Annotated in this window: 19 protein-coding genes; 5 read left to right on the top strand and 14 right to left on the bottom strand. The window is 70.8% G+C overall.

Annotated elements, in window-relative coordinates; all coding sequences use genetic code 11:
• Positions 1-66: 66 nt before the first annotated feature.
• The 5 genes from B9S58_RS14765 to B9S58_RS14745 form a co-directional block, all read right to left on the bottom strand.
• Positions 67-657, bottom strand: a complete 591-nt coding sequence (locus tag B9S58_RS14765) for a TetR/AcrR family transcriptional regulator (RefSeq protein WP_103532564.1) — start codon at positions 655-657, stop codon at positions 67-69.
• A gap of 247 nt (positions 658-904) precedes the next feature.
• Positions 905-1,840 (bottom strand): ABC transporter permease, encoded by a 936-nt coding sequence (locus B9S58_RS14760; RefSeq protein WP_374935678.1) that lies wholly within the window; start codon positions 1,838-1,840, stop codon positions 905-907.
• Entirely contained in the window at positions 1,827-2,822 is a 996-nt protein-coding gene (locus B9S58_RS14755; protein ID WP_258044510.1) for an ABC transporter ATP-binding protein, read from the bottom strand. Before B9S58_RS14755 ends, B9S58_RS14760 begins: the two co-directional genes overlap by 14 nt.
• 124 nt (positions 2,823-2,946) lie before the next feature.
• Positions 2,947-4,200: a DUF2092 domain-containing protein gene (locus B9S58_RS14750; protein WP_103532562.1), complete on the bottom strand. Its 1,254-nt coding sequence runs from the start codon at positions 4,198-4,200 to the stop codon at positions 2,947-2,949.
• 229 nt (positions 4,201-4,429) lie between these two features.
• Positions 4,430-5,440, bottom strand: a complete 1,011-nt coding sequence (locus B9S58_RS14745; RefSeq protein WP_103532561.1) for a polyprenyl synthetase family protein — start codon at positions 5,438-5,440, stop codon at positions 4,430-4,432.
• Positions 5,441-5,598: 158 nt separating this feature from the next.
• On the opposite strand from B9S58_RS14745, the gene B9S58_RS14740 reads away from it, so the two are divergent.
• The 5 genes from B9S58_RS14740 to B9S58_RS14720 all read left to right on the top strand — a co-directional run bounded on the left by B9S58_RS14740 (position 5,599) and on the right by B9S58_RS14720 (position 11,954).
• Complete coding sequence (locus B9S58_RS14740) at positions 5,599-7,098, top strand: peptide MFS transporter (RefSeq protein ID WP_103532560.1); 1,500 nt, start codon at positions 5,599-5,601, stop codon at positions 7,096-7,098.
• A gap of 41 nt (positions 7,099-7,139) precedes the next feature.
• Positions 7,140-9,134, top strand: coding sequence for a CocE/NonD family hydrolase (locus B9S58_RS14735; protein WP_103532559.1), 1,995 nt, complete (start codon positions 7,140-7,142; stop codon positions 9,132-9,134).
• Positions 9,135-9,295: 161 nt separating this feature from the next.
• Positions 9,296-10,525: a fumarylacetoacetase gene (fahA, locus tag B9S58_RS14730; protein ID WP_103532558.1), complete on the top strand. Its 1,230-nt coding sequence runs from the start codon at positions 9,296-9,298 to the stop codon at positions 10,523-10,525.
• Positions 10,522-11,214, top strand: coding sequence for a GPP34 family phosphoprotein (locus tag B9S58_RS14725; protein WP_103532557.1), 693 nt, complete (start codon positions 10,522-10,524; stop codon positions 11,212-11,214). The genes fahA and B9S58_RS14725 overlap by 4 nt, the downstream gene beginning before the upstream one ends.
• Before the next feature lie 131 nt (positions 11,215-11,345).
• Positions 11,346-11,954, top strand: a complete 609-nt coding sequence (locus tag B9S58_RS14720; protein ID WP_103532556.1) for a Uma2 family endonuclease — start codon at positions 11,346-11,348, stop codon at positions 11,952-11,954.
• 36 nt (positions 11,955-11,990) lie between these two features.
• Here the strand turns inward: B9S58_RS14720 and recQ are convergent, their stop codons facing one another.
• The 9 genes from recQ to B9S58_RS14675 all read right to left on the bottom strand — a co-directional run.
• Positions 11,991-14,066, bottom strand: a complete 2,076-nt coding sequence (gene recQ / locus B9S58_RS14715; RefSeq protein ID WP_103532592.1) for a DNA helicase RecQ — start codon at positions 14,064-14,066, stop codon at positions 11,991-11,993.
• Positions 14,067-14,220: 154 nt separating this feature from the next.
• Positions 14,221-15,885, bottom strand: a complete 1,665-nt coding sequence (nuoN, locus tag B9S58_RS14710; protein ID WP_103532555.1) for an NADH-quinone oxidoreductase subunit NuoN — start codon at positions 15,883-15,885, stop codon at positions 14,221-14,223.
• Positions 15,882-17,453 (bottom strand): NADH-quinone oxidoreductase subunit M, encoded by a 1,572-nt coding sequence (locus B9S58_RS14705; RefSeq protein ID WP_103532554.1) that lies wholly within the window; start codon positions 17,451-17,453, stop codon positions 15,882-15,884. Before B9S58_RS14705 ends, nuoN begins: the two co-directional genes overlap by 4 nt.
• A gap of 4 nt (positions 17,454-17,457) precedes the next feature.
• The gene (gene nuoL, locus B9S58_RS14700; protein WP_103532553.1) at positions 17,458-19,353 is read right to left on the bottom strand and encodes an NADH-quinone oxidoreductase subunit L; all 1,896 of its coding nucleotides are present in this window, start codon (positions 19,351-19,353) and stop codon (positions 17,458-17,460) included.
• 12 nt (positions 19,354-19,365) lie between these two features.
• Positions 19,366-19,665, bottom strand: coding sequence for an NADH-quinone oxidoreductase subunit NuoK (gene nuoK, locus B9S58_RS14695; protein ID WP_018960446.1), 300 nt, complete (start codon positions 19,663-19,665; stop codon positions 19,366-19,368).
• Positions 19,662-20,528 carry an NADH-quinone oxidoreductase subunit J gene (locus tag B9S58_RS14690; protein WP_103532552.1) on the bottom strand — a complete coding sequence of 289 codons (867 nt, stop codon included), beginning with the start codon at positions 20,526-20,528 and terminating at the stop codon, positions 19,662-19,664. Before B9S58_RS14690 ends, nuoK begins: the two co-directional genes overlap by 4 nt.
• Positions 20,525-21,211 (bottom strand): NADH-quinone oxidoreductase subunit NuoI, encoded by a 687-nt coding sequence (gene nuoI / locus B9S58_RS14685; protein WP_103532551.1) that lies wholly within the window; start codon positions 21,209-21,211, stop codon positions 20,525-20,527. Before nuoI ends, B9S58_RS14690 begins: the two co-directional genes overlap by 4 nt.
• Positions 21,204-22,607: an NADH-quinone oxidoreductase subunit NuoH gene (gene nuoH, locus B9S58_RS14680; RefSeq protein ID WP_103532550.1), complete on the bottom strand. Its 1,404-nt coding sequence runs from the start codon at positions 22,605-22,607 to the stop codon at positions 21,204-21,206. The genes nuoI and nuoH overlap by 8 nt, the downstream gene beginning before the upstream one ends.
• Positions 22,604-23,438, bottom strand: an 835-nt coding sequence (locus B9S58_RS14675) for a molybdopterin-dependent oxidoreductase (RefSeq protein ID WP_181009313.1), incomplete at its 5' end; no start/stop codon positions are given. The genes B9S58_RS14675 and nuoH, both read right to left, overlap by 4 nt.

Here is a 23,438-nt window from a genome sequence, read left to right as displayed (position 1 = left end):
ACGCGAGGACGCTATCCGGGGCGGCGCTTGGTCGACCGTTCGGCAAAGACTTCCGCCGGACACCCCCTAATACCCCGGCGCGCGCAGCGAGCGCAGCACGTGGTCCACCAGGGCGGCGACCGTTTCCTCGTCCTGGACGGGCTTGCGCAGCACGTGGCGGTAGTAGACGGGGCCGTACAGCATCTCCACGGCCAGCGGGAGGTCCGCGCCGGGCGGGATCTGGCCCTGCTCCTGGGCGCTGCGCAGCCGGCCGATCGCTTCCTCGACGCGCGGGTCGACCAGCTGCTCCCGCAGCTGCTGGGCCAGGAGGTCGTCGTGGTGCAGTTCGGAGAGAATGCCCGCGTAGGCCGGGCCGAACGGCGGGACCGAGAGCAGATTCACCGCGCCGGCGACATGGGTGCGCAGGTCGGCACCGATATCGCCGGTGTCCACGAACGGGGTGGCGTCGACCAGGGCGTCCGTGAACGCCTCCAGCAGTACCGCGCCCTTCGACGGCCACCAGCGGTAGATCGTCTTCTTGCTGACCCCGGCGCCGGCCGCGATGGCCTCTATCGTGACGTGCCCGTACCCCCGCTCCGTACAGAGGTCGAGAGCGGACCGCAGGATCGCGCGGCGTGACCGTTCGCTACGGCGCACGCTGCTCGGCGATGTGATCATTCGGTGAGCATAGGGGGGTTCCAGCCAATCTCTTGTTGACATCTCGTCGCCAAAGACCGAACAATACCCAGGCGGAAACGGAACGTACCGTGTCGTGTCGTCCCCGTTGTCCGCACCGTTCGTGCCGTTCGTGCCGCGACGAGCCGATCGGGGGACGGCTCGCCCGGCCGACGGCGCGGACGGCCTCCCGCCGATCCGATCCGGCCAGGAGATCCGCTCCTCCCGGATCGCCTCCCGGGCCGCTCACTCAGGCTGTGATGTCCTTGGCCGTGAAGCGGGCCCAGGCCGCCGAGCCGAACACCGCGACGTACAGCCCCTGCAACTGGAAGTTCTTGATCAGGTCGTCCCAGTGGACGGGTTCGCGCAGGACGTCCGCGAAGGACATCCAGTAGTGCGCGAACAGATACGGGTGCACGCCGCTCAGCTGCGGAATGCTGTCCAGGATCTGCACCGTGATCAGCAGCCCGACCGTGGCCGCCATCGCCCCGATCCCGCTGCCGGTCAGCGTCGAGACGAACAGCCCGAGCGCGGCGAACCCGGTCAGGGAGACGGCGACGACCAGCGCCGTGAGTGCCGCCCGCGCCAGCCCCTCGCCGAAACCGATCCGGGTCCCGGAGATCGTGGTGACCTCCCCCACCGGGAACAGCAGCGCGCCCACCGCCAGCGCCGACGCCGCCACGACCAGGGTCGCGACCAGGCAGAAGGCGAGGACGGAGGCGTACTTCACGAGCAGCAGCCGGGTCCGGCCCGCCGGGGCGACCAGCAAATAGCGCAGGGTGCCGCTGCTCGCCTCGCCCGCGATGGCGTCGCCCGCGACGACGCCGACGGCCATCGGCAGGAAGACCGGCAGCGTCGCGGCGAGGGCGGCGAAGACGAGGAAGAGGCCGTTGTTGGTGATCTGGGCGAGGAACGCCGGACCCGCCCCGGCGTCCGGGCCGCCCGCCCCGCCACCGCCGCCGCCCGTCTCGATCCGGACCGCGATCCCGATGAGGACGGGTACGGCGGCGAGCACGCCGAGCAGGGCGAAGGTCCGGTGGCGGCGGAGCAGCGTGGTGATCTCGGACCGGAGGATGCCCAGGGTCCACAGCGGGCTACGGGGGCGGAGCCCCGCGCTCCCCGGAGGCATGACCTGCTCAGCCCGCGACACCGTCTCGGCCTGCGGCACCTGTTCAGCCCGCGACATCGAATCCCTCTCCCGTGAGTGCGACGAAGGCGTCCTCCAGCGAACCCCGCTCGACGCCGAAGGACCGCACCCGCACCCCGCCGGTCACCAGCGCCGCGTTGAGGTCGGCGAGGTCCACGGCGGCGGGCGGGGCGTCGGCGGTCAGCCGGTCGCCGTCGGCGCTCAGGCCGGTGAGCCCGTGTTCCCCAAGGACGCGGGCGGCGTCCCCGGGGTCGGGCGTGGTGACGGCGAGCCGGCCCCGGGCGCCCGCGGCGAGGTCGGCGACCGGGCCCTGGACGATCAGCCGGCCGCGGGCCATCACCGCGGCGTGCGTGCAGACCTGCTCGATCTCGTCCAGCAGGTGGGAGGAGAGGAACACCGTGGTGCCCTCGGCCGCCAGCTCCCGGACCAGGAGACGGATCTCGCGCATGCCCTGCGGGTCGAGGCCGTTGGTCGGCTCGTCCAGGACCAGTAGCCGGCGCGGCCTGAGCAGGGCGGCGGCGAGCCCCAGGCGCTGTTTCATGCCGAGCGAGTACGCCTTGGCCTTCTTGCCCGAGGCGGCGGCGAGCCCGACCCGCGCCAGGGCCGTCCCGACGCGGGCCCGGCGGGTGCGCGGGTCGGCGGTGGGGTCGGCCCGGTCGTACCGCAGGAGGTTGTCCCGGCCGTTCAGGAAGCCGTACAGCGCGGGCCCCTCGATCAGCGCGCCGACCTCCGGCAGCACCGTACGGGCGGCCCCCGGCATCGGGCGGCCGAGCACCTCGGCGGTGCCGGACGTCGGGTCGATGAGGCCCATCAGCATCCGGATCGTGGTGGTCTTCCCGGAGCCGTTGGGGCCGAGGAAGCCGAAGACGCTGCCGGCGGGCACGGTCAGGTCGAGGCCGTCCACGGCGAGCTGGCCGCCCCGGTAGCGCTTGGTCAGGCCGCGGGTGCGGATGACCGGACCGGTGGCCACCACGCCGGCCTCGCCTGCCCCGCCCACCGCTGCTGTACCCGTCGTCGTCATCCCGGTCGCACCTCTCCGTCCGCGCGGCTGCCAGGTCCTTACGGCGTTGCCGCCCCGCCGCACAGTGTGCGACGGGGCGGGTGTCCGGCGCCGGACGCCCGGCACGGCGGGCGCCGGGCGTGTCCTACTTGGCGGCGGCGTCGGCGGCACGCACCAGCGCGTCCTTCGTCACCGCTCCGACGTACACCGAGCCGTCGTCCGTCAGCAGGGCGTTGACCAGGCGGGTCTTGAAGACCGTGCCCGAACCGAACTTCCCGGTGACCTTGTCGCCCAGCGCGTCGAGGAAGCCCTGCGCCTCGGCCGGGACGTCGCCCGAGCCGGCCGCGGGGAGGCCCTTGCCGCCGGGGGTCCTGATCTCGGCGATCGAGGTCCAGCCCTCGCCGATGACGTTGAGGCCCTCGAAGCCGTCCAGCTCGGCCAGCTGCCCGGGGAGCGCCTTCTGCATCGCGCCGTGCTCGTCCTCGCCGGTCGCCGGCTCGTCGGCCTCGGTCACCTTGGCACCCTTGGGCGGCGTGAAGGAGAACGTGGACGCGGCGGGCCGGGAGAAGTCGACCTTGGTGAACCCGGCGTCGACCACGGCCTTGCCGCCGCTCGCCGCGGACAGGGTGAACTTCAGCGGTACGCCGTTCTCGGCGTCCACGGCGATGCGGACCGAGCCGATCGTCGAACCGGACTGCTTCGGCTTGATCAGCAGCTGGTACGCGTCCCGCCCGGCGACCTGCGCCGTGCCGTCCACGGTGACCGAGGTGGTGTCCCCGGCCGCCGCGAGCGCCTGCTCGGCGAAGTCCTTCGGGGTCGCCGGAGCGCCCTCGGGAAGCTTCGGAGCCTTCTCGGCACCGTCGCCGCGGCCGTCGCCGCCGTCCCGGCCCTCGGGCGCCTCGGCGTGGTAGACCTCGTCGGACTTGCTGTCGTACGCCCAGACCTCGCCCTGGTTGTGGATGACGCTGTACTCGGACGCGTCCCCGAGGATGGAGAGCTTCTGCCGCTCCGGGCCGTCGGCGGCCACCCGCAGCGTGTGCGTGCCGGACGTCAGCTCCATGAGCTTGTCCTGCGGGGCCGCCGCGCCGCCGTCCTTGTCCTCGCCGCCCTGTACGAGCGAACCCGCGAGGCCGTCGAGGGGCAGGCCCAGGTCGGTGCTGATCTTGAACGTGCCGGAGAGCTGCTCCTCGTCGGAAGCGGCGATCCTCTCGATGAGTTCCTGCGCGCTGATCTTCGGCAGGTCCGGGTCGCCGGTGCTCGCGAGCGCCGGGACGAGCCCGATCGTCGCGGCCGCCACTCCCGCGACCGCGACGGGGACGATGTAGCGCGCCGCCTTCCGGCGGCCCACGACAGTGCCCGTGGCCTCGCCGGTGGTTTCCGCGCTGTCGTTCGGTGCCATGTGTGCCCTACCTCCGTGGTCGGCGCTTCCGTTGGTATCCATCTGACCAAAACGGACGGCCCGAAGCGTCAGCCCGGGGGATCAACTCCGCCTACTGCTCCGGTATGACAACCGGACGGGGCACCTGGGCCATCCAGTAGGGGTAGGACACCGGGTGACGCCACGTCGACCCGCGTCGGCACGGCCCCGGCCCGCACGGCGCACCACGGCGCCAGCAGGCACACCCTCATCAGCCCGCGCGGTGCACCACGGCGTCGCACAGCTCTTCCAGCGCGGACTTCGCGTACCCCTCGGGCAGCGGCGCGAGCGTTGCGCGCGCCTCCTGGGCGTAGCGCACGGTGTCCTGGCGGGCCTGCTCCAGCGCCGGGTGGGCGCGCAGCCGGCGCAGCACCTCGGCCAGGGCCTCGTCGCCGCTGAGGTCGGAGTCGAGCAGCTCGACGAGCTCCAGGTCGTCGGGCTTGCCGTCCTCCGCCGCCTGGGCGCGCAGCCGCAGGACCGGAAGCGTCGGGATGCCCTCGCGCAGGTCGGTACCGGGGGTCTTGCCGGACTCGTGGGAGTCGGAGGCGATGTCGAGGACGTCGTCGGCGAGCTGGAAGGCGATGCCGAGCCGCTCCCCGTACTGGGTGAGGACGTCCACGGTCCGCTCGTCGGCCCCGGCCATCAACGCGCCGAACCGGCCGGACACGGCGACCAGCGAGCCGGTCTTGCCGCTGAGCACGTCCAGGTAGTGGTCGACGGGGTCGCGACCGTCGCGCGGGCCCGCGGTCTCCAGAATCTGGCCGGTGACGAGCCGCTCGAAGGCCTCCGCCTGGATGCGGACGGCCTCGGGGCCGAGGTCGGCCAGGATGTGGGAGGCGCGGGCGAAGAGGAAGTCGCCGGTGAGGACGGCGACGGAGTTGCCCCAGCGGGTGTTGGCGCTGGGCACCCCGCGCCGCACGTCGGCCTCGTCCATCACGTCGTCGTGGTACAGCGTGGCCAGGTGCGTCAGCTCGACGACGACGGCCGAGGGGACGACTCCCGGCGCACCGGGATCACCGAACTGTGACGCGAGCATGACCAGCAACGGGCGGAACCGCTTGCCCCCCGCACGCACCAGGTGCTGGGCGGCGTCCGTGATGAAGGGCACGTCACTCTTGGTGGCTTCGAGCAGCCCCGCCTCGACAGCGGCCAGGCCCGACTGGACATCGGCCTCAAGAGCCTGGTCCCGCACGTGCAGTCCGAACGGCCCGACGACGGTCACGAGGGCATCTCCTGTCTGCTGACGATCACACGCAATGTCGACGTGTCGCTGAGTCTCGAATCAACTCAGCGTATCCGGTCCTCCATGGATCACCGTGGGCGGCTTCCCATCACCGCCGGTATGTTCGGGATAAGATCATACGATCAGGAGTTCCCGTTTTGTCCCACAGCATCGCCGGCACCGAGCCGGCCAAGCCCCCGCCCGAGGACGACCACGCCTTCTTCGGGCAGCCACGGGGCCTGATGACCCTGTCCGGCCTGGAGGTCTGGGAGCGGTTCTCGTTCCTGGGCATGCAGGCCATCCTGGTGCTGTTCTTCGCCGACACGGTGGCGAACGGCGGCATGGACATGGACCCCGGTACCGCCGCCTCCGTCTCCGCCGCCTACGGAACACTGGTCTATCTGGTCTCCGTGGCGGGCGGCTGGCTGGCCGACCGGATCCTCGGCTCCTACCGGGCCGTGCTGTACGGCGGCATCCTCATCGCGTGCGGCCACTACTCCATGGCCGTTCCCACCGACACCATGACCTGGGTGGGCCTCGGCCTGATCAGCGCCGGAACAGGCCTGCTCAAGCCCAATGTCGCCTCCATGGTCGGCAAGCTCTACCGCACCGACGACGAGCGGCGCGACGCCGGCTTCGCCCTCTACTACATGGGCATCAACATCGGGGCCTTCGCCGGCCCGCTGATCACCGGCTGGCTCGGCGACCACGCCGGCTGGCACTGGGGCTTCTCGGCCGCCGCGGTCGGCATGACCCTCGGTCTGATCCAGTACGTCGCGGGCCGCCGTCACCTGGCCGGGCGCAAGCACGCCGCCGAATTCGCGCTGGCCCCCGCCGCGATGCGCCGCGTGGTCCGGCTGATCATCGGCGGGGCCGTGGCCGTCGCCGTCGTGGCCACCGCGCTGGCCCTGGCCGGCTGGCTGACGATGGACCGCTTCGTCGACGTGCTCACCGTCATCTCGGTGATCGCGCCGATCGCCTACTTCGTGGTGATGTTCCGCTCCCCCCGGGTCACCGCCGAGGAACGCGGCAGACTCCGCCCGTACGTCGTCCTCTTCCTCGGGTCCGTCGTCTTCAACTTCATCCTCTTCCAGGCGTACTCGACGATGATTCTGCTCGCGTCGACGAACGCCCGGACCGAGATCCTCGGCTTCACCTTCCCGGCCGGCTGGTACGCCTCCGCCCTCGGCGCCTTCGAGGTCGCGCTCGCCCCGGTCGTCGCCGCGGTCTGGGTGAAGATGGGCCCCCGCCAGCCGCACGCCTCCAACAAGATCGCGTTCGGGGTGATCCTCGGCGGGCTCTCCTTCCTGCTGATGGTCCTGCCGACCTCGGGTCACACCGACGACGTGTACCGGATGGCCGCCTGGTGGATCGTCGGCTCCTACCTGCTGCTCGGGCTCGGCGACATCCTGCTGGAGACCTCCGGCATGTCCGCCACCACCAAGCTCGCCCCGAAGGCGTTCGCCAGCCAGACGATGGCGCTCTGGTTCCTCTCCCTCGCCCTGGCCAACGGCATCCAGGCCCAGATCGTGAAGCTGTACGGCCAGGTCTCCAACCCCGCCTACTTCGGCGTCAACGGGGCCATCGCGGTGGCGGCCGGCGTGGCGATGATCGTCGCCACGCCCTGGCTGCGGCGCACGATGCACCCCGTCCACTGAGCGCGCCCCTTCGCACCCGTCGTCGTACATCGAGGTGACCCATGAACATCACGACCGAGTTCCCGTACGAGACCACCCGCGAGGACGTCTCCATCCCGCTGTCCGACGGCACCCGGCTCTACGCCCGGATCTGGCGGCCGCTGACCGACGAACCGGTCCCGGCCCTGCTGGAGTACCTGCCCTACCGGCTCGGCGACTGGACCGCGCCGCGCGACTGGCAGCGCCACCCCTGGTACGCGGGCCACGGCTACGCCTCCGTACGGGTCGACGTCCGGGGCCACGGCAACAGCGAGGGGCTGCCGGGCGACGAGTACGACGCGCAGGAGTTGGAGGACGGGGTCGCCGTCATCCACTGGCTGGCCCAGCAGGAGTGGTGCTCCGGCCGGGTCGGGATGTTCGGCATCTCCTGGGGCGGCTTCAACTCGCTCCAGATCGCCGCGCTCGCCCCCGAGCCGCTGAAGGCGATCGTCACCGTCTGCTCGGCCGATGACCGCTACGACAACGACGTCCACTACATGGGCGGCTCGGTCCTCGCCGTGGACATGCACGCCTGGGCCGCCACCATGCTCGCCTTCGTCTGCCGCCCGCCGGACCCGGCGCAGGTCGGCGACGCGTGGAAGGAGATGTGGCTGAAGCGGCTGGAGGCGGTCGCCCCCTTCGTCCACATCTGGCTGGCCCACCAGAGCCGCGACGACTACTGGAAGCACGGCAGCGTCTGCGAGGACTACGGCGCGATCAAGGCGAACGTCCTCGCGGTCGGCGGCTGGCACGACCCGTACCGCGACACCGTCCTGCGGCTGGTGGAGCATCTGGACCCGGACCGCGTGCGCGGACTGATCGGGCCGTGGTCGCACCAGTACCCGGACCGCGGACTGCCGCCGGGACCCGCGATCGGCTTCCTCCAGGAGACGCTGCGCTGGTGGGACCAGCACCTCAAGGGCAAGGAGACGGGCGTGATGCGGGAGCCGCTGCTGCGGTCCTGGATCAGCGGCTCGCACCCGCCCGCCACGGTGTACGAGACGCTGCCCGGCCGCTGGGTCGGGGACGCGAGCTGGCCCTCGGAGAACGTCGCCCCGGTGGCGTACGCCCTCCAGGGCGGCGAGCGGATCGTCGCCTCGCCGCAGCAGACCGGGGTGGACGCGGGCCGCTTCTTCCCGTTCGGCAACGACGCGGACCTGCCGCCGGACCAGCGGGACGAGGACGCGAAGTCGGTGTCGTTCGAGTTCCCCGTCGCGGACGCGCCGATCGAGATCCTCGGCCGGCCGCGCGTGAAGCTCCGCATCCGGATGGACGTCCCGCGCGGTCAGGCCGTCGCCCGGCTCTGCGACGTGGCACCGGACGGCTCCTCCACCCTGGTCACCCGGGGCGTCCTCAACCTCGCCGCCCGCCACGGCCGCGACCGCACCGACGACTGGACGCCGGGCGAGACCGAGGACGTCGTCTTCGACCTCAACGGCATCGGGCACATCTTCCCGCCCGGCCACCGCATCCGGCTCGCCGTCTCCTCCTCGTACTGGCCCTGGATCTGGCCGCAGGCCGGCTCGGCGGGCTTCACCCTGGACGCCGACGGCAGCTTCGTCGAGCTGCCGGTGCGCCGCCACACCGAGGATCCGGCGATCGCCTTCGGCGAACCGGAACAGTCCGAACCGCTCGGCGTCGTCCACCCGGTCACCCTGGAGGAGCCGCGCCCCGAACGCCTGGTCGTCCGCGATGTCGCCGAGGGCGAATGGCGCCTGGAGGTCGACCCCCGCTACGGCGGTACGCGGGTCTACCCCGACGGCCTCGAATTCACCGAGGACGCCCTGGAGACGTATACGATCCAGCAGGACGACCCGCTCTCCGCGCGGACCCGCTCCGACTGGCGGATCCGGCTGCACCGCCCGGAAATGGCCTGGGACGTGGAGATCGAGACCCGCTCCGAGATCGCCGCCGACGACCAGGACTTCATCACCTCCGACGAGGTGATCTGCAAGGACGGCGGGGAGGTCGTCTTCCACCGCACCTGGGAGAAGCGCATCCCGCGCACGGCGGGCTGAGCCGCGCGCGTGTTCCCTGTTCGGGTCCCCCGGAATTCCGGGGGACCCGAACGAACTTTCCGGGCAATGCGCACAGTTGGGGATAGTCGGGGCACTGCCGCTGGGTAGGAGCACCGACGTAACGTGTCCTCCACGCGACCTGGAAAGCGAGGCAGCACCACATGCCCGAGCAGAGCAGCCCGCTCGATCTGGCCGAGGGCGACCCCTTCGGCCCGCACAACCTTCCGTACGGTGTGTTCTCCACCCCCGACCACCCCGACGACCGCCGGGTCGGCGTCCGCATCGGCGACCACGTCCTGGACGCCGGGGCCGCCGCCCACGCGCTGGGCTCCCCGTACGCGGGGCTGCTGGCGCAGCCGAGCCTGACGCCGCTGCTCGCGGCGGGCCGCACCGCCTGGCGGGACGTGCGCCGCGCACTCACCGCCTGGCTGACGGTCCCCGCCCATCGCGCGGACATCGAGCCACTGCTGCACCCGGTGGCCGCGGTGACCCTGCACCTGCCGTACGAGGTCGCGGACTACGTCGACTTCTACGCCAGCGAGCACCACGCCACCAACGTCGGGAAGATCTTCCGGCCGGACGGCGACGCGCTCACCCCCAACTGGAAGCACCTGCCGATCGGGTACCACGGCCGCTCCGGCACCGTCGTAGTCTCCGGCACCGACGTGGTGCGGCCCAACGGCCAGCGCAAGGCGCCGACCGACCCGGCCCCCGTCTTCGGGCCCTCGGTGAAGCTGGACATCGAGGCCGAGGTCGGCTTCGTCGTCGGCGTCCCCTCCGCGCACGGCACCCCGGTCCCGCTGGCCGACTTCCGCGAGCACGTCTTCGGCCTCTCGCTCCTCAACGACTGGTCCGCGCGCGACCTCCAGGCCTGGGAGTACGTGCCGCTCGGCCCGTTCCTCGGCAAGTCCTTCGCCACCTCCGTATCGGCCTGGGTCACCCCGCTGGAGGCCCTGGACGCCGCCCGCACCGCACCCCCGGCCCGCGACGTCCCTCTCCTGCCCTACCTCGACGACTCCGAGGACGAGGAACCGGGCGGCTTCGACATCCGGATCACCGTCGAGATCAACGGCCAGGTCGTCACCGAGCCGCCGTTCGCCTCGATGTACTGGACGGCCGCCCAGCAGCTCACCCACATGACGGTGAACGGCGCGTCGCTGCGCACCGGCGACCTGTACGGCTCCGGCACGGTCAGCGGCCCCGAGCCCGCCCAGCGCGGCTCGCTCCTGGAGCTCACCTGGAACGGCCGCGAGGCGCTCGAACTCCCCGAGGGCAAGCGGACGTTCCTGGAGGACGGCGACACGGTCACCCTGACCGCCTGGGCCCCCGGTCCGCACGGCACCCGCGTGGGCCTCGGCGACGTGACCGGAAGGATCGTCACCGCGCCATGACGCACGACGCCCCCGTACTGACGCTGCCCGAGGAACTGATCCTGCTCGCCCTGGACCCGGAGCGGGGCAGGCCGACGTGCAAGGCCCGCGATCTGGCGTACGGGACCGCCGGGGCCGTCCTCGCGGAGCTGGAGCTCCAGGGGCGGATACGGGAGGAGAGCGGCCGGGTCCAGGTGGTGAACCCGCTGGACCCGGCCGACCCGCTCCTCTCCGCCCTGCTCCGGACCCTGGGCCCGCCGGCCAAGAGCCGCCGCCGCCCGGGGGTCCGCGCCCGGCGCTGGGTGGGTGACAACGACCGGCACGTACAGGAGAAGTACCTGGACTCCCTGGTCGAACGCGCCGTCCTGTCCCGGGAGACCCGCCGCTTCCTCGGCGTCTTCCCGTACCACCGCCACTTCCCGGGCGTGCCGGACCTCACGCGGGGAGTCCTCGACCGGTTCGCGGCGGCCGAGGCGGCGGGGTATCCGGACCACCGCGACCGAGTGCTGGCCGCCCTGGCCGCCGCCATCGGTCTGGCCGGCGACCTGACCCGCCTCGGCCGCACGGGCCGGACGGTGATGAAGGTCATGCGCCGCACCGAGTGGACCGCCGCAGCGGTCCACTACAACGTGAAGCAGCACGAGTCCGGCGACGGCTGGAGCGGCGAGGGCGGAGAGGGCGGCGGCTGCGGAGGGGGCGGCGGGGAGTAGATGGCGGCGGGGGCCGGGCGAGCGGGCCCGGTCAGCGGTGCGCGAGGCGTTCACACGTTCGGGGGAGCCTCATCCGGTTCCCGGCGGATACGCTGGTCGGGCCCGCGAGACTCCTCCCCATGGGAGCAATGATGAGCATCGAACCCGAGGCCTCCGAGCCGCGGTGGGCGGTCCCGCCCGAGGGCGGCTGGACCGCCGATGACCTGGACACACTCCCGAATCTGCCTCCGCACACGGAGCTGATCGACGGGAGCCTCGTTTTCGTGAGTCCGCAGACCCTGTTCCGTTCACGAGCAGTCAGCTTCTTCGAGTGGCAGCTGCAGTCCTTGGTTCCGCCCGAGCTGGAGGTCGTGCGCGAGTTCACCATCGACATCAACCGCTACAACCGGCCCGAGCCCGATGTGATCGTCATCGACGGTGACATCATCCAGGACCCGAACCAGACCCGGTTCCCCGCCGAGTCGGTGCGCCTCGCCATCGAGGTCGTATCCCCCGAGTCCCGGTCCCGCGACCGGGAAACCAAGCCCGTGAAATACGCCCGCGCCACGATCCCCCACTACTGGCGGGTGGAGAACCACGACGGGCGTGCCGTGGTGTACGTCTTCGAGCTTGAACCGGCCACCGGTGCGTACACCTCGACGGGGATCTTCCACGACCGGATGAAGATCGCGGTGCCCTTCCCCGTCGACCTGGACCTCACCGCGATCACGCCCCGCCGCCGGGCGGCGGACCTGGGGTAGATCCGCCGCCTTCGCCCTCACCGCCCGGTACGCGTCTCACTCGTACTCGGGCGGTTCCTCGTCCCAGCCGAACTCGGGGTCGCTGTGCTGCGGGACCGGGGCGACCGGGGCCTTGGCGCGAACCGGGGCCGCCGGGCGTGACGCGGGCACGAGGGCCGTGGGTGCGGCGGCGGGCGACGCGGCCGGAGCGGCGGGAGCCGAGGCCTCCGGGGACGCCGGTGCCCCGCCCCCCGGCGTCTGCGCCAGGACCTCCAGCACGCCCTCCCCGTACGTCGCGAGCTTCTTCTCGCCCAGGCCGCTGACGCCGCCCAGCTCCGCGAGGGAGCTCGGGTGCAGCGTCGCGATCTCCCTCAGCGTCGCGTCGTGGAAGATGACGTACGCCGGGACGCCCTGCTCCTTCGCCGTGGCCCCACGCCAGGCACGCAGCGCCTCGAAGACCGGGACGGCGGACTCGGGGAGGTCGGCGGCGGCCGCCTTGCCCTTGGCGCCCTTGGCTCCGCCCGCGGAGGACGACGAGCGGGTCGTGGGCTTCTTGGGCTCCTTGCGGAGCAGCACGTCCCGCTCCCGGCCCAGGACCGTCGCGCTCTCCTCGGTGAGGACCAGCGTGCCGTACTCCCCCTCGACCGCGAGCAGGCCCTGCGCCAGCAGTTGGCGCACCACACCGCGCCACTCCGCCTCGGCCAGCTCCTCGCCGATGCCGAAGACGGAGAGCTGGTCGTGGTCGAACTGGATGACCTTGGCGGTCTTGCGGCCCAGCAGGATGTCGATGATCTGGCCCGCACCGAACTTCTGGTTCCGCTCGCGCTTCAGCCGCACCACCGTGGAGAGCAGCTTCTGCGAGACGACCGTGCCGTCCCAGGTCTCCGGCGGGGCCAGGCAGGTGTCGCAGTTGCCGCAGGCGGGGGCCGTGGGCTCCTGGCCGAAGTAGGTCAGCAGCTGGGCCCGGCGGCACTGGACCGTCTCGCACAGGGCCAGCATCGAGTCCAGATGGGAGGCGGCCCGGCGGCGGAACGCCTCGTCGCCCTCGCCGCCCTGGATGAGCTTGCGCTGCTGGACGACGTCCTGGAGTCCGTACGCCATCCAGGCCGTCGACGGCTCCCCGTCACGGCCCGCGCGGCCCGTCTCCTGGTAGTAACCCTCGACGGACTTGGGGAGATCGACGTGGGCGACGAAGCGGACGTCCGGCTTGTCGATGCCCATGCCGAACGCGATCGTCGCGACGACGACGAGTCCCTCCTCGCGGAGGAAGCGCGCCTGGTGGGTGGCGCGCGTCCCGGCGTCCAGGCCCGCGTGGTACGGAACGGCCTCGACGCCGTTGCGGCAGAGGTACTCGGCGATCTTCTCGGTGGAGTTGCGCGAGAGGCAGTAGACGATGCCCGCGTCCCCGGCGTGCTCCTCCTTGAGGAAGGAGAGCAGCTGCTTCTTGGGCTCGGACTTCGGCACGATCCGGTACTGGATGTTCGGCCGGTCGAAGCTCGCGACGAAGTGTTTCGCGTCCGGCATGCCGAGGCGGCGGGTGATCTCCTCGTGCGTGGCGTGGGTCGCGGTCGCCGTCAGGGCGATGCGCGGGACGTCCGGCCAGCGCTCGCCGAGCACGGACAGGGCCAGATAGTCGGGGCGGAAGTCGTGGCCCCACTGGGCGACGCAGTGCGCCTCGTCGATCGCGAAGACGGAGATCTCGCCCCGGGCCAGGAGGGAGAGGGTGGAGTCCAGGCGCAGCCGCTCGGGCGCCAGGTAGAGCACGTCCAGCTCGCCCGCGAGGAACTGCGCCTCCATCGAGCGCCGCTCGTCGAAGTCCTGCGTGGAGTTCATGAAGCCGGCCCGGACGCCGAGCGCCCGCAGAGCGTCGACCTGGTCCTGCATGAGGGCGATCAGCGGCGAGACGACGACGCCGGTGCCTCGCCGGACCAGGGACGGGATCTGGTAGCAGAGGGACTTTCCGCCGCCGGTGGGCATGAGCACGACCGCGTCGCCGCCCGCCACCACATGCTCGATGACCGCGCCCTGCTCGCCGCGGAACGACTCGTACCCGAAGACGCGGTGCAGCGTCCGCCGCGCCTCGCTCTCGCCGCCCGTGTCGGTGTCGGTCACCGTCCCGGTGGTCTCATCCATGGTCACACCCAATGCTCTGTCCCCCGAGGTCCGCGCGTCCCGGCCCTGTCCGTCCTGCTCTCGTCCCCGTCCACGATAGGCGGAGGCAACGACAACGCCGGACGGTCTGTGGATAGCCGACCGTCCGGCGCTGCTGTCGCTCATACTGCGCGGGCTACCGCACGAAGACTCCCGCCTGGCTCGCCAGGTCCAGGAAGTACTGCGGGGCCAGGCCCAGCACCAGGGTGACGGCGACGCCGACCGCGATCGTCGTCATGGTCAGCGGGGACGGGACGGCGACCGTGGGGCCGTCCGCCTTCGGCTCGCTGAAGAACATCAGGACGATCACCCGGATGTAGAAGAACGCCGCGACGGCCGAGGAGAGCACACCGACGACGACCAGTCCGCCCGCACCGCCCTCGGCGGCCGCCTTGAACACCGCGAACTTCCCGGAGAACCCGGAGGTCAGCGGAATACCGGCGAAGGCCAGCAGGAACACCGCGAAGACCGCCGCGACCAGCGGCGAGCGGCGGCCGAGTCCGGCCCACTTCGACAGGTGGGTGGCCTCGCCGCCCGCGTCCCGCACCAGCGTGACGACGGCGAACGCGCCGACCGTCACGAAGGAGTAGGCCAGCAGGTAGAAGAGGACCGAGGAGATGCCCTCCGGGCTGGCCGCGATGACACCCGCGAGGATGAAGCCCGCGTGCGCGATCGAGGAGTAGGCCAGCAGGCGCTTGATGTCGGTCTGGGTGATCGCGACGATCGCGCCGCCCAGCATCGTGATGATGGCCACCGCCCACATGACCGGCCGCAGGTCCCAGGCGAGGCCGGGCAGTGCCACGTACAGCAGGCGCAGCATCGCGCCGAACGCGGCGACCTTCGTGGCGGCGGCCATGAAACCGGTCACCGGGGTCGGGGCGCCCTGGTAGACGTCCGGGGTCCACATGTGGAACGGGATCGCACCGACCTTGAAGAGCAGGCCGACCAGGACCATCGCGCCGCCGATGAGCAGCAGTGCGTCGTTGCCCATGGTGTCGGCGAGGGCCGGGTCGATCTCCAGGACCGAGCCGTCGACGACGTTGGCGATGTCGGCGTACGCGAGGGAGCCCGCGTAGCCGTAGAGGAGGGCGATCCCGAAGAGGAAGAACGCCGAGGAGAACGCGCCGAGCAGGAAGTACTTCACGGCGGCTTCCTGCGACAGCAGCCGCTTGCGGCGGGCCACGGCGCACAGGAGGTAGAGCGGGAGGGAGAAGACCTCCAGCGCGATGAACAGGGTCAGCAGGTCGTTGGCGGCCGGGAAGACCAGCAGCCCCGCCACCGAGAAGAGGAGGAGCGGGAAGACCTCGGTGGTGGCGAAGCCGGCCCGGACGGCGGCCTTCTCGCCTTCCCCGCCCGGTACGGCTCCGGCCTGGGCGGCGAAGGAGTCGACCCGGTTGCCGTGGGCGGTGGGGTCGAGCCGGCGTTCGGCGAAGGTGAACACCGCCACCATGGCGACCAGGAGAATGGTGCCCTGGAGGAACAGGGTGGGGCCGTCGATCGCGATGGCGCCCATGGCCGCGATCTGGGCCTTCGTGGTGCCGTACCCGCCGGCCGCGAGGCCGACGATCGCGGCGAACGAGGCGGCGACCGCCACCACGGTCAGGAAGAGCTGGCTGTGGTAGCGGGCCCGGCGCGGCACGAAGGCCTCCACCAGGATGCCCAGGACGGCGGCGACCACGATGATCAGGACCGGCATCAGCTGGGTGTACTCGATCTTCGGCGCCGTGAACGTGCTGCCCGGTGCCGCCGATGTCACCCCGCTCGCCGTAGTCCACAGACTGTGGACAGCTGTTGCGCTCACTTGGCGGCCTCCACCTCGGGCTGGGGGTCCTTCTTCTGTACGTCGGACATGGTGTGCTCCACCGCCGGGTTGACGACCTCGGTGAGCGGCTTCGGGAAGACGCCCAGGAAGATCAGCACGGCGATCAGCGGAAGCGCCACCGCCAGCTCCCGGGCCTTGAGGTCCGGCATGGACCGGACCGATTCCTTCACCGGGCCGGTCATCGTGCGCTGGTAGAGGACCAGGACGTAGAGCGCGGCGAGCACGATGCCGGAGGTGGCGATGATGCCGGCCACCGGATACACGCTGAACGTGCCGACCAGGACCAGGAACTCACTGACGAACGGGGCGAGTCCGGGCAGCGACAGGGTGGCGAGCCCGCCGATGAGGAACGTCCCGGCCAGCACGGGGGCGACCTTCTGCACCCCGCCGTAGTCCGCGATGAGCCGTGATCCGCGCCGGGTGATGAGGAATCCGGCGACCAGCAGCAGCGCGGCCGTCGAGATCCCGTGGTTGACCATGTAGAGCGTGGCGCCCGACTGGCCCTGGCTGGTCATCGCGAAGATGCCCAGGATGATGAAGCCGAAGTGCGAGATCGAGGCGTAGGCGATGAGCCGCTTGATGTCGCGCTGGCCGACCGCGAGCAGCGCCCCGTACACGATGGAGACGAGCGCCAGGGTGATGACCACCGGTGTCGCCCACTTGCTGGCCTCCGGGAAGAGCCCGAGGCAGAAGCGGAGCATCGCGAAGGTGCCGACCTTGTCGACGATCGCGGTGATCAGCACGGCGACCGGTGCGGTGGCCTCGCCCATCGCGTTGGGCAGCCAGGTGTGCAGCGGCCACAGCGGGGCCTTGATCGCGAAGGCGAGGAAGAACCCGAGGAAGAGCCACCGCTCGGTGCTGGTCGCCATCTCCAGGGAGCCGTTGGCGCGGGCCTCGGCGATCTCGGAGAGCGAGAAGCTGCCCGCGACCACGTACAGCCCGATGACGGCGGCCAGCATGATCAGGCCGCCGGCCAGGTTGTAGAGGAGGAACTTGACCGCCGCGTAGGACCGCTGGGTAGCGGCGTTCTCGTCGGTGCCCGCGTGGGCCCGGTCGCCGAAGCCGCCGATGAGGAAGTACATCGGGATGAGCATGGCTTCGAACAGGATGTAGAAGAGGAAGACGTCGGTGGCGACGAACGACAGGATCACCATGGCCTCGACCATGAGGATCAGGGCGAAGAAGCCCTGTGTCGGACGCCAGCGCGAGGACTTCGTCTCCTGGGGATCGGCGTCGTGCCAGCCCGCGACGATGACGAACGGGATCAGCAGCGCGGTGAGGCCGAGGAGCGCCACCCCGATGCCGTCCACGCCCAGTTCGTAGCGGACGCCGAAGTCTGCGATCCAGGCCCGGGACTCGGTGAGCTGGTAGCGGTCGCCGCCCGGTTCGAAGCGGAGGAAGACGACGGCCGCCAGGACGAGTGTGCCGAGCGAGAACAGCAGCGCGAGCCATTTGGCCGCGGTGCGCCGCGCGGCGGGCACGGCGGCGGTGGCGATGGCGCCGATCGCCGGGAGTGCCGCCGTCGCGGTCAGGAGGGGAAAGGACATGTGATCAGACCGCCCTCATCAGCAGGGTCGCGGCGATGACGACCGCCGTACCGCCGAACATCGAGACCGCGTAGGTGCGGGCGTAGCCGTTCTGCATCTTGCGCAGCCGGCCGGAGAGCCCGCCGACCGAGGCGGCCGTGCCGTTGACGACTCCGTCCACGAGGGAGTGGTCCACGTAGACCAGCGAGCGGGTGAGGTGCTCGCCGCCGCGGACCAGGACCACGTGGTTGAAGTCGTCCTGGAGGAGATCGCGGCGGGCGGCCCGGGTGAGGACCGAGCCGCGCGGGGCGACGACGGGCACGGGCTTGCGCCCGTACATCGCCCAGGCGATGCCGACGCCGATGACCAGGGCCACCACGGTGGCTCCGGTGACCGTGGCCGCGCTCAGCGGGGCGTGCCCGTGGTCGTAACCGGTGACGGGCTCCAGCCAGTTGATGAACCGGTCGCCGATAGCGAAGAACCCTCCGGCGAACACCGAGCCGAAGGCCAGCACGATCATCGGGATCGTCATCGACTTCGGGGACTCGTGCGGGTGCGGCTCGTGGCCCTCCGCGTCCGGCTGCCAGCGCTTCTCGCCGAAGAAGGTCATCAGCATCACGCGGGTCATGTAGAACGCGGTGATCGCGGCGCCCAGCAGGGCCACGGAGCCGAGGATCCAGCCCTCGGTGCCGCCCTTGGCGAAGGCCGCCTCGATGATCTTGTCCTTGGAGAAGAAGCCGGACAGGCCGGGGAAGCCGATGATGGCCAGATAGCCGAGGCCGAAGGTGACGAAGGTGACCGGCATGTACCTCCGCAGGCCGCCGTACTTGCGCATGTCGACCTCGTCGTTCATGCCGTGCATGACGGAGCCCGCGCCGAGGAAGAGCCCGGCCTTGAAGAAGCCGTGCGTCACCAAGTGCATGATCGCGAAGATGTAGCCGATGGGGCCGAGGCCCGCGGCGAGGATCATGTAGCCGATCTGCGACATCGTGGACCCGGCGAGGGCCTTCTTGATGTCGTCCTTCGCGCAACCGACGATCGCACCGAAGATCAGCGTGACCGCGCCGACGATGACGACGACCGTCTGGGCGTCCGGAGCGGCGTTGAAGATCGCGCCGGAGCGGACGATGAGATAGACACCGGCGGTGACCATGGTCGCGGCGTGGATGAGGGCGGAGACCGGGGTCGGGCCCTCCATCGCGTCGCCGAGCCAGGACTGCAGCGGCACCTGGGCCGACTTGCCGCAGGCGGCCAGCAGCAGCATCAGGCCGATGGCGGTCAGCTTGCCCTGGCTCGTCTCGCCCGCCGACTCCAGCACCGGCCCGAAGGCGAAGGTGCCGAAGGTGGTGAACATCAGCATGATGGCGATCGACAGGCCCATGTCGCCGACCCGGTTGACCAGGAAGGCCTTCTTCGCGGCGGTGGCCGCGGTGGGCTTGTGCTGCCAGAAGCCGATGAGCAGGAACGATGCCAGACCGACGCCCTCCCACCCGACGTACAGCAGCAGGTAGTTGTCGGCGATGACCAGGATGAGCATCGCCGCGAGGAACAGGTTGAGATAGCCGAAGAAGCGGCGCCTGCGTTCGTCGTGCTCCATGTAGCCGATGGAGTAGATGTGGATCAGGGTGCCCACACCGGTGATGAGCAGGACGAACGTCATCGACAGCTGGTCGAGCTGGAAGGCGATGTCGGCCTGGAAGCCTTCCACCGGGATCCAGCTGAACAGGTGCTGGTGCAGGGCCCGGTCCTCGGCGCCCTTCCCCAGCATGTCGGTGAACAGGACGAGTCCGACGACGAACGAGGCGCCGGCGAGCAGGGTGCCGAGCCAGTGGCCGGTCCGGTCCAGCCGGCGTCCGCCGCAGAGCAGGACCGCCGCTCCGAGCAGGGGCGCCGCGACGAGCAGCGCAATCAGGTTCTCCACGTTTCCGACCCCTTACAGCTTCATCAGGCTGGCGTCGTCGACCGAGGCCGAGTGGCGGGAGCGGAACAACGACACGATGATCGCGAGTCCGACGACGACTTCCGCGGCGGCGACGACCATCGTGAAGAACGCGACGATCTGCCCGTCGAGGTTGCCGTGCATCCGGGAGAACGTGACGAGCGCCAGATTGCAGGCGTTGAGCATCAGCTCGACGCACATGAACAGCACGATCGTGTTCCGCCTGATCAGCACCCCGGAGGCGCCGATCGCGAACAGGAGGGCCGCGAGGTAGAGGTAGTTGACCGGGTTCACTGGGCGGCCTCCGAATTCTCCGCCGCGGACGCGGGATTGGCTCCGCGTGCCACGGCGTCCGCGTCCTCACGTCCGAGCCGCTCCCCGGAGCGCTGCTCCAGGGCCTTGAGATCGGCGAGGGACTGCTGCGAGACGTCGCGGATCTGACCGCGCTCCCGCAGGGTCTGCATGACGGTGAGCTCGGACGGCGTGCCGTCGGGGAGCAGACCGGGGATGTCCACCGCGTTGTGCCGGGCGTAGACGCCGGGGGCGGGGAGTGGCGGGAGGTGCTTGCCGCGCACGCGCTCCACGGACATCTCCCGCTGGGTCTTGGCCCGTTCGGTGCGCTCGCGGTGCGTGAGCACCATCGCGCCCACCGTCGCGGTGATCAGCAGGGCGCCGGTGATCTCGAAGGCGAAGACGTACTTGGTGAAGATGAGGTTGGCGATTCCCTCGACGTTGCCGCCGTGCCGGGCGTTGGCCGCGCCGAGCCCGTTGAAGGTGCTCAGGGAGGCGTTGCCGATGCCCGCGATCAGCAGCACGGCGAACCCGAGGGCGCATCCGAGGGCCAGCCAGCGCTGCCCCTTGAGGGTCTCCTTGAGGGAGTCCGCCGCGGTGACGCCGACGAGCATGACGACGAAGAGGAACAGCATCATGATCGCGCCGGTGTAGACGACGATCTGGACGATGCCGAGGAAATACGCGCCGTTGGCGAGGTAGAACACCGCGAGGACGATCATGGTTCCGGCGAGTGACAGGGCGCTGTGCACGGACTTTTTCGCCAGCACCGTGCAGAGCGCGCCGAGAACGGCGACGGTGCCCAGGATCCAGAACTGAACGGCCTCGCCGGTCGACGTGGCGGTGGATGCGGCCAGGGAGTTCACGCCCCCACCCCCTTGTCCTGCCGGGCGTCGGCGGCCCGGGTGGACTCGATGGGGTCCTCGTCCCGCTGGTCGCCCTCGCCCTTGGACACGGCCGTCTGACGGACCGTGCCGGGGGCGGCCTCGGTGACCACGCCCCGGTAGTAGTCCTGCTCGTCCATGCCGGGGAAGATCGCGTGCGGGCTGTCGACCATGCCTTCGTCCAGGCCCGCGAGCAGCTCGTCCTTGGTGTAGATGAGGCTCTCGCGGGTGGTGTTGGCGAGCTCGAACTCGTTCGTCATGGTCAGCGCCCGGGTGGGGCAGGCCTCGATGCAGAGTCCGCACAGGATGCAGCGCGCGTAGTTGATCTGGTAGACGCGGCCGTAGCGCTCCCCCGGGGAGTAGCGCTCCTCCTCGGTGTTGTCCGCGCCCTCCACGTAGATCGCGTCCGCCGGACACGCCCAGGCGCACAGCTCGCAGCCGACGCACTTCTCCAGGCCGTCCGGGTGGCGGTTGAGCTGGTGGCGGCCGTGGAAGCGGGGCGCCGTCACCTTCGGCGTCTCCGGATACTGCTCGGTGAGCCGCTTCTTGAACATGGCCTTGAAGGTCACGCCGAAGCCGGCCACCGGGTTCTGGAACTTGTCCGCCGAGTCCCCCGAGGACCCAGCGGATCCCGATGAGCCCGTGAGCTCTGGTTTGTCAGACACCGCCGGCCTCCTTTCCGTCACTCGCGCTTTCGTCACTCTGAGTATCCGCTCCGCCACTGACAACGAGCTCCCGGTCCCGTCGTGGCCTGCGCCTGGGCACCGGTGGCAGCGTCTGTCCGGGCAGCGGTGGCACCGGGAACCCGCCCGCCATCGGGTCGAAGGCGGGCTCCGGTCCGGCAGCCTCCTCCTCGGCCCGGGACCTGCGGTCACGGAACATGTCGACGACGAAGGAGATCAGCAGGATCGCGATCACGGCCGCGCCCACGTACAGCACGATCCGGGAGAAGTCGTACCCCTCGTTCCGCAGGGCCCGGACCGTGGCGACGAGCATCAGCCAGACCACCGAGACCGGGATGAGGACCTTCCAGCCCAGCTTCATCAACTGGTCGTAGCGCACGCGGGGAAGGGTGCCGCGCAGCCAGATGAAGAAGAAGATCAGCACCTGGAGCTTCAGGAAGAACCAGAGCATCGGCCACCAGCCGTGGTTCGCTCCCTCCCAGAAGGCGGAGACGGGGTACGGAGCCCTCCAGCCGCCGAGGAACAGCGTCACCGCGATCATCGACACGGTCACCATGTGGATGTACTCGGCGAGCATGAACATCGCGAACTTGATGGAGCTGTACTCGGTGTTGAACCCGCCGACCAGGTCGCCCTCGGACTCCGGCATGTCGAACGGCGCCCGGCTGGCCTCACCGACCATGGTCACCATGTAGATGATGAACGAGACCGGCAGCAGCATGATGTACCAGCGGTCCGCCTGCGCCTCCACGATCGTCGAGGTGGACATCGACCCGGAGTAGAGGAAGACCGAGGCGAAGGCGGCGCCCATGGCGATCTCGTACGAGATCATCTGGGCGGACGAACGGATTCCGCCGAGCAGGGGGTACGTCGAGCCCGAGGACCAGCCACCGAGGACGAAGCCGTACACCCCGACCGCGCCGACGGCGAGGATGTAGAGCGCGGCGATCGGGAGGTCCGTCAGCTGCATCGTGGTGCGCTGTCCGAAGATGGAGACCTCGTTGCCCGCCGGGCCGAAGGGGATCACCGCGATCGCCATGAAGGCGGGGATCGCGGCGAGGATCGGCGCGATGACGTAGACCGCCTTGTCCGCGCGCTTGACGATCACGTCTTCCTTCAGCATCAGCTTGATGCCGTCGGCGAGCGACTGGAGCAGCCCCCAGGGGCCGTGCCGGTTGGGACCGACGCGCCGCTGCATCCAGGCGACGACCTTGCGCTCCCACACGATCGAGAACAGCACGACCAGCATCAGGAACGCGAAGCAGAAGACCGCCTTGATGACGACGAGCCACCAGGGGTCGGTGCCGAACATCGAGAGATCCTCGGCGGCGAGGACGACGCCCTCGGGCGCCGTCGTGAATGCGGCGAGGCCAGTCACGCTCGTACCTCCGATGGTTCGACGGGAGCACCCGGTGCGGCGGCGGGGCCGATCCGCACCAGGCCGCCGGGGTTCACGCCGGTGTCGGCGGGAATGCCGCGCCCCACCGAGTTCAGCGGCACCCAGACCACCCGGTCCGGCATGTCGGTGACCGCGAGGGGCAGTTCGACGGTGCCCGCGGGTCCGGTGACGGCGAGCAGGTCGCCGTCCTTGACGCCGGACTCGGCGGCGGTGACTGCCGAGAGCCGGGCGACGGCCGCGTGCCGGGTCCCGGCGAGCGCGGTGTCGCCCTCCTGGAGCCGGCCCAGGTCGAGCAGCATCCGGTGGCCCGCGAGGACCGCCTCGCCGTCGCCGGGCCGGGGCAGCGGCTGCGCCGGCTCGCGCGGGTCCTCCGCACGGCCGCCCTCCCAGCCGCCGAGCCGGTCCAGCTCGCGGCGGGCGGCGGTCAGGTCCGGCAGGGCGAAGTGCACGTCCATGGCGTCGGCCAGCATGTGCAGCACGCGGGAGTCGGTCGGCGCGAGCGTCCGGGGCATCTGCTCGGGCTTCAGCGCCGCCTGGAACATCCGGGCCCGGCCCTCCCAGTTGAGGAAGGTGCCGGACTTCTCCGCGACGGCGGCGACCGGGAAGACGACGTCCGCCCGGGCGGTGACCGCGCTCGGCCGCAGCTCCAGCGAGACCAGGAAGCCGACCTCGTTGAGCGCCTGGAGGGCCCGGTTCGGGTCGGGCAGGTCCTCGGCGCCGACCCCGGCGACGAGCAGCGCGCCCAGTTCGCCGGTGGCCGCGGCCTCGACGATCCGGCCGGTGTCGCGGCCGTGGCGGGTGGGCAGTTCG

Source organism: Streptomyces sp. SM11, assembly GCF_002910905.1.
Lineage (GTDB): Bacteria > Actinomycetota > Actinomycetes > Streptomycetales > Streptomycetaceae > Streptomyces.
This window is presented reverse-complemented; position numbering and strand designations above follow the sequence as displayed.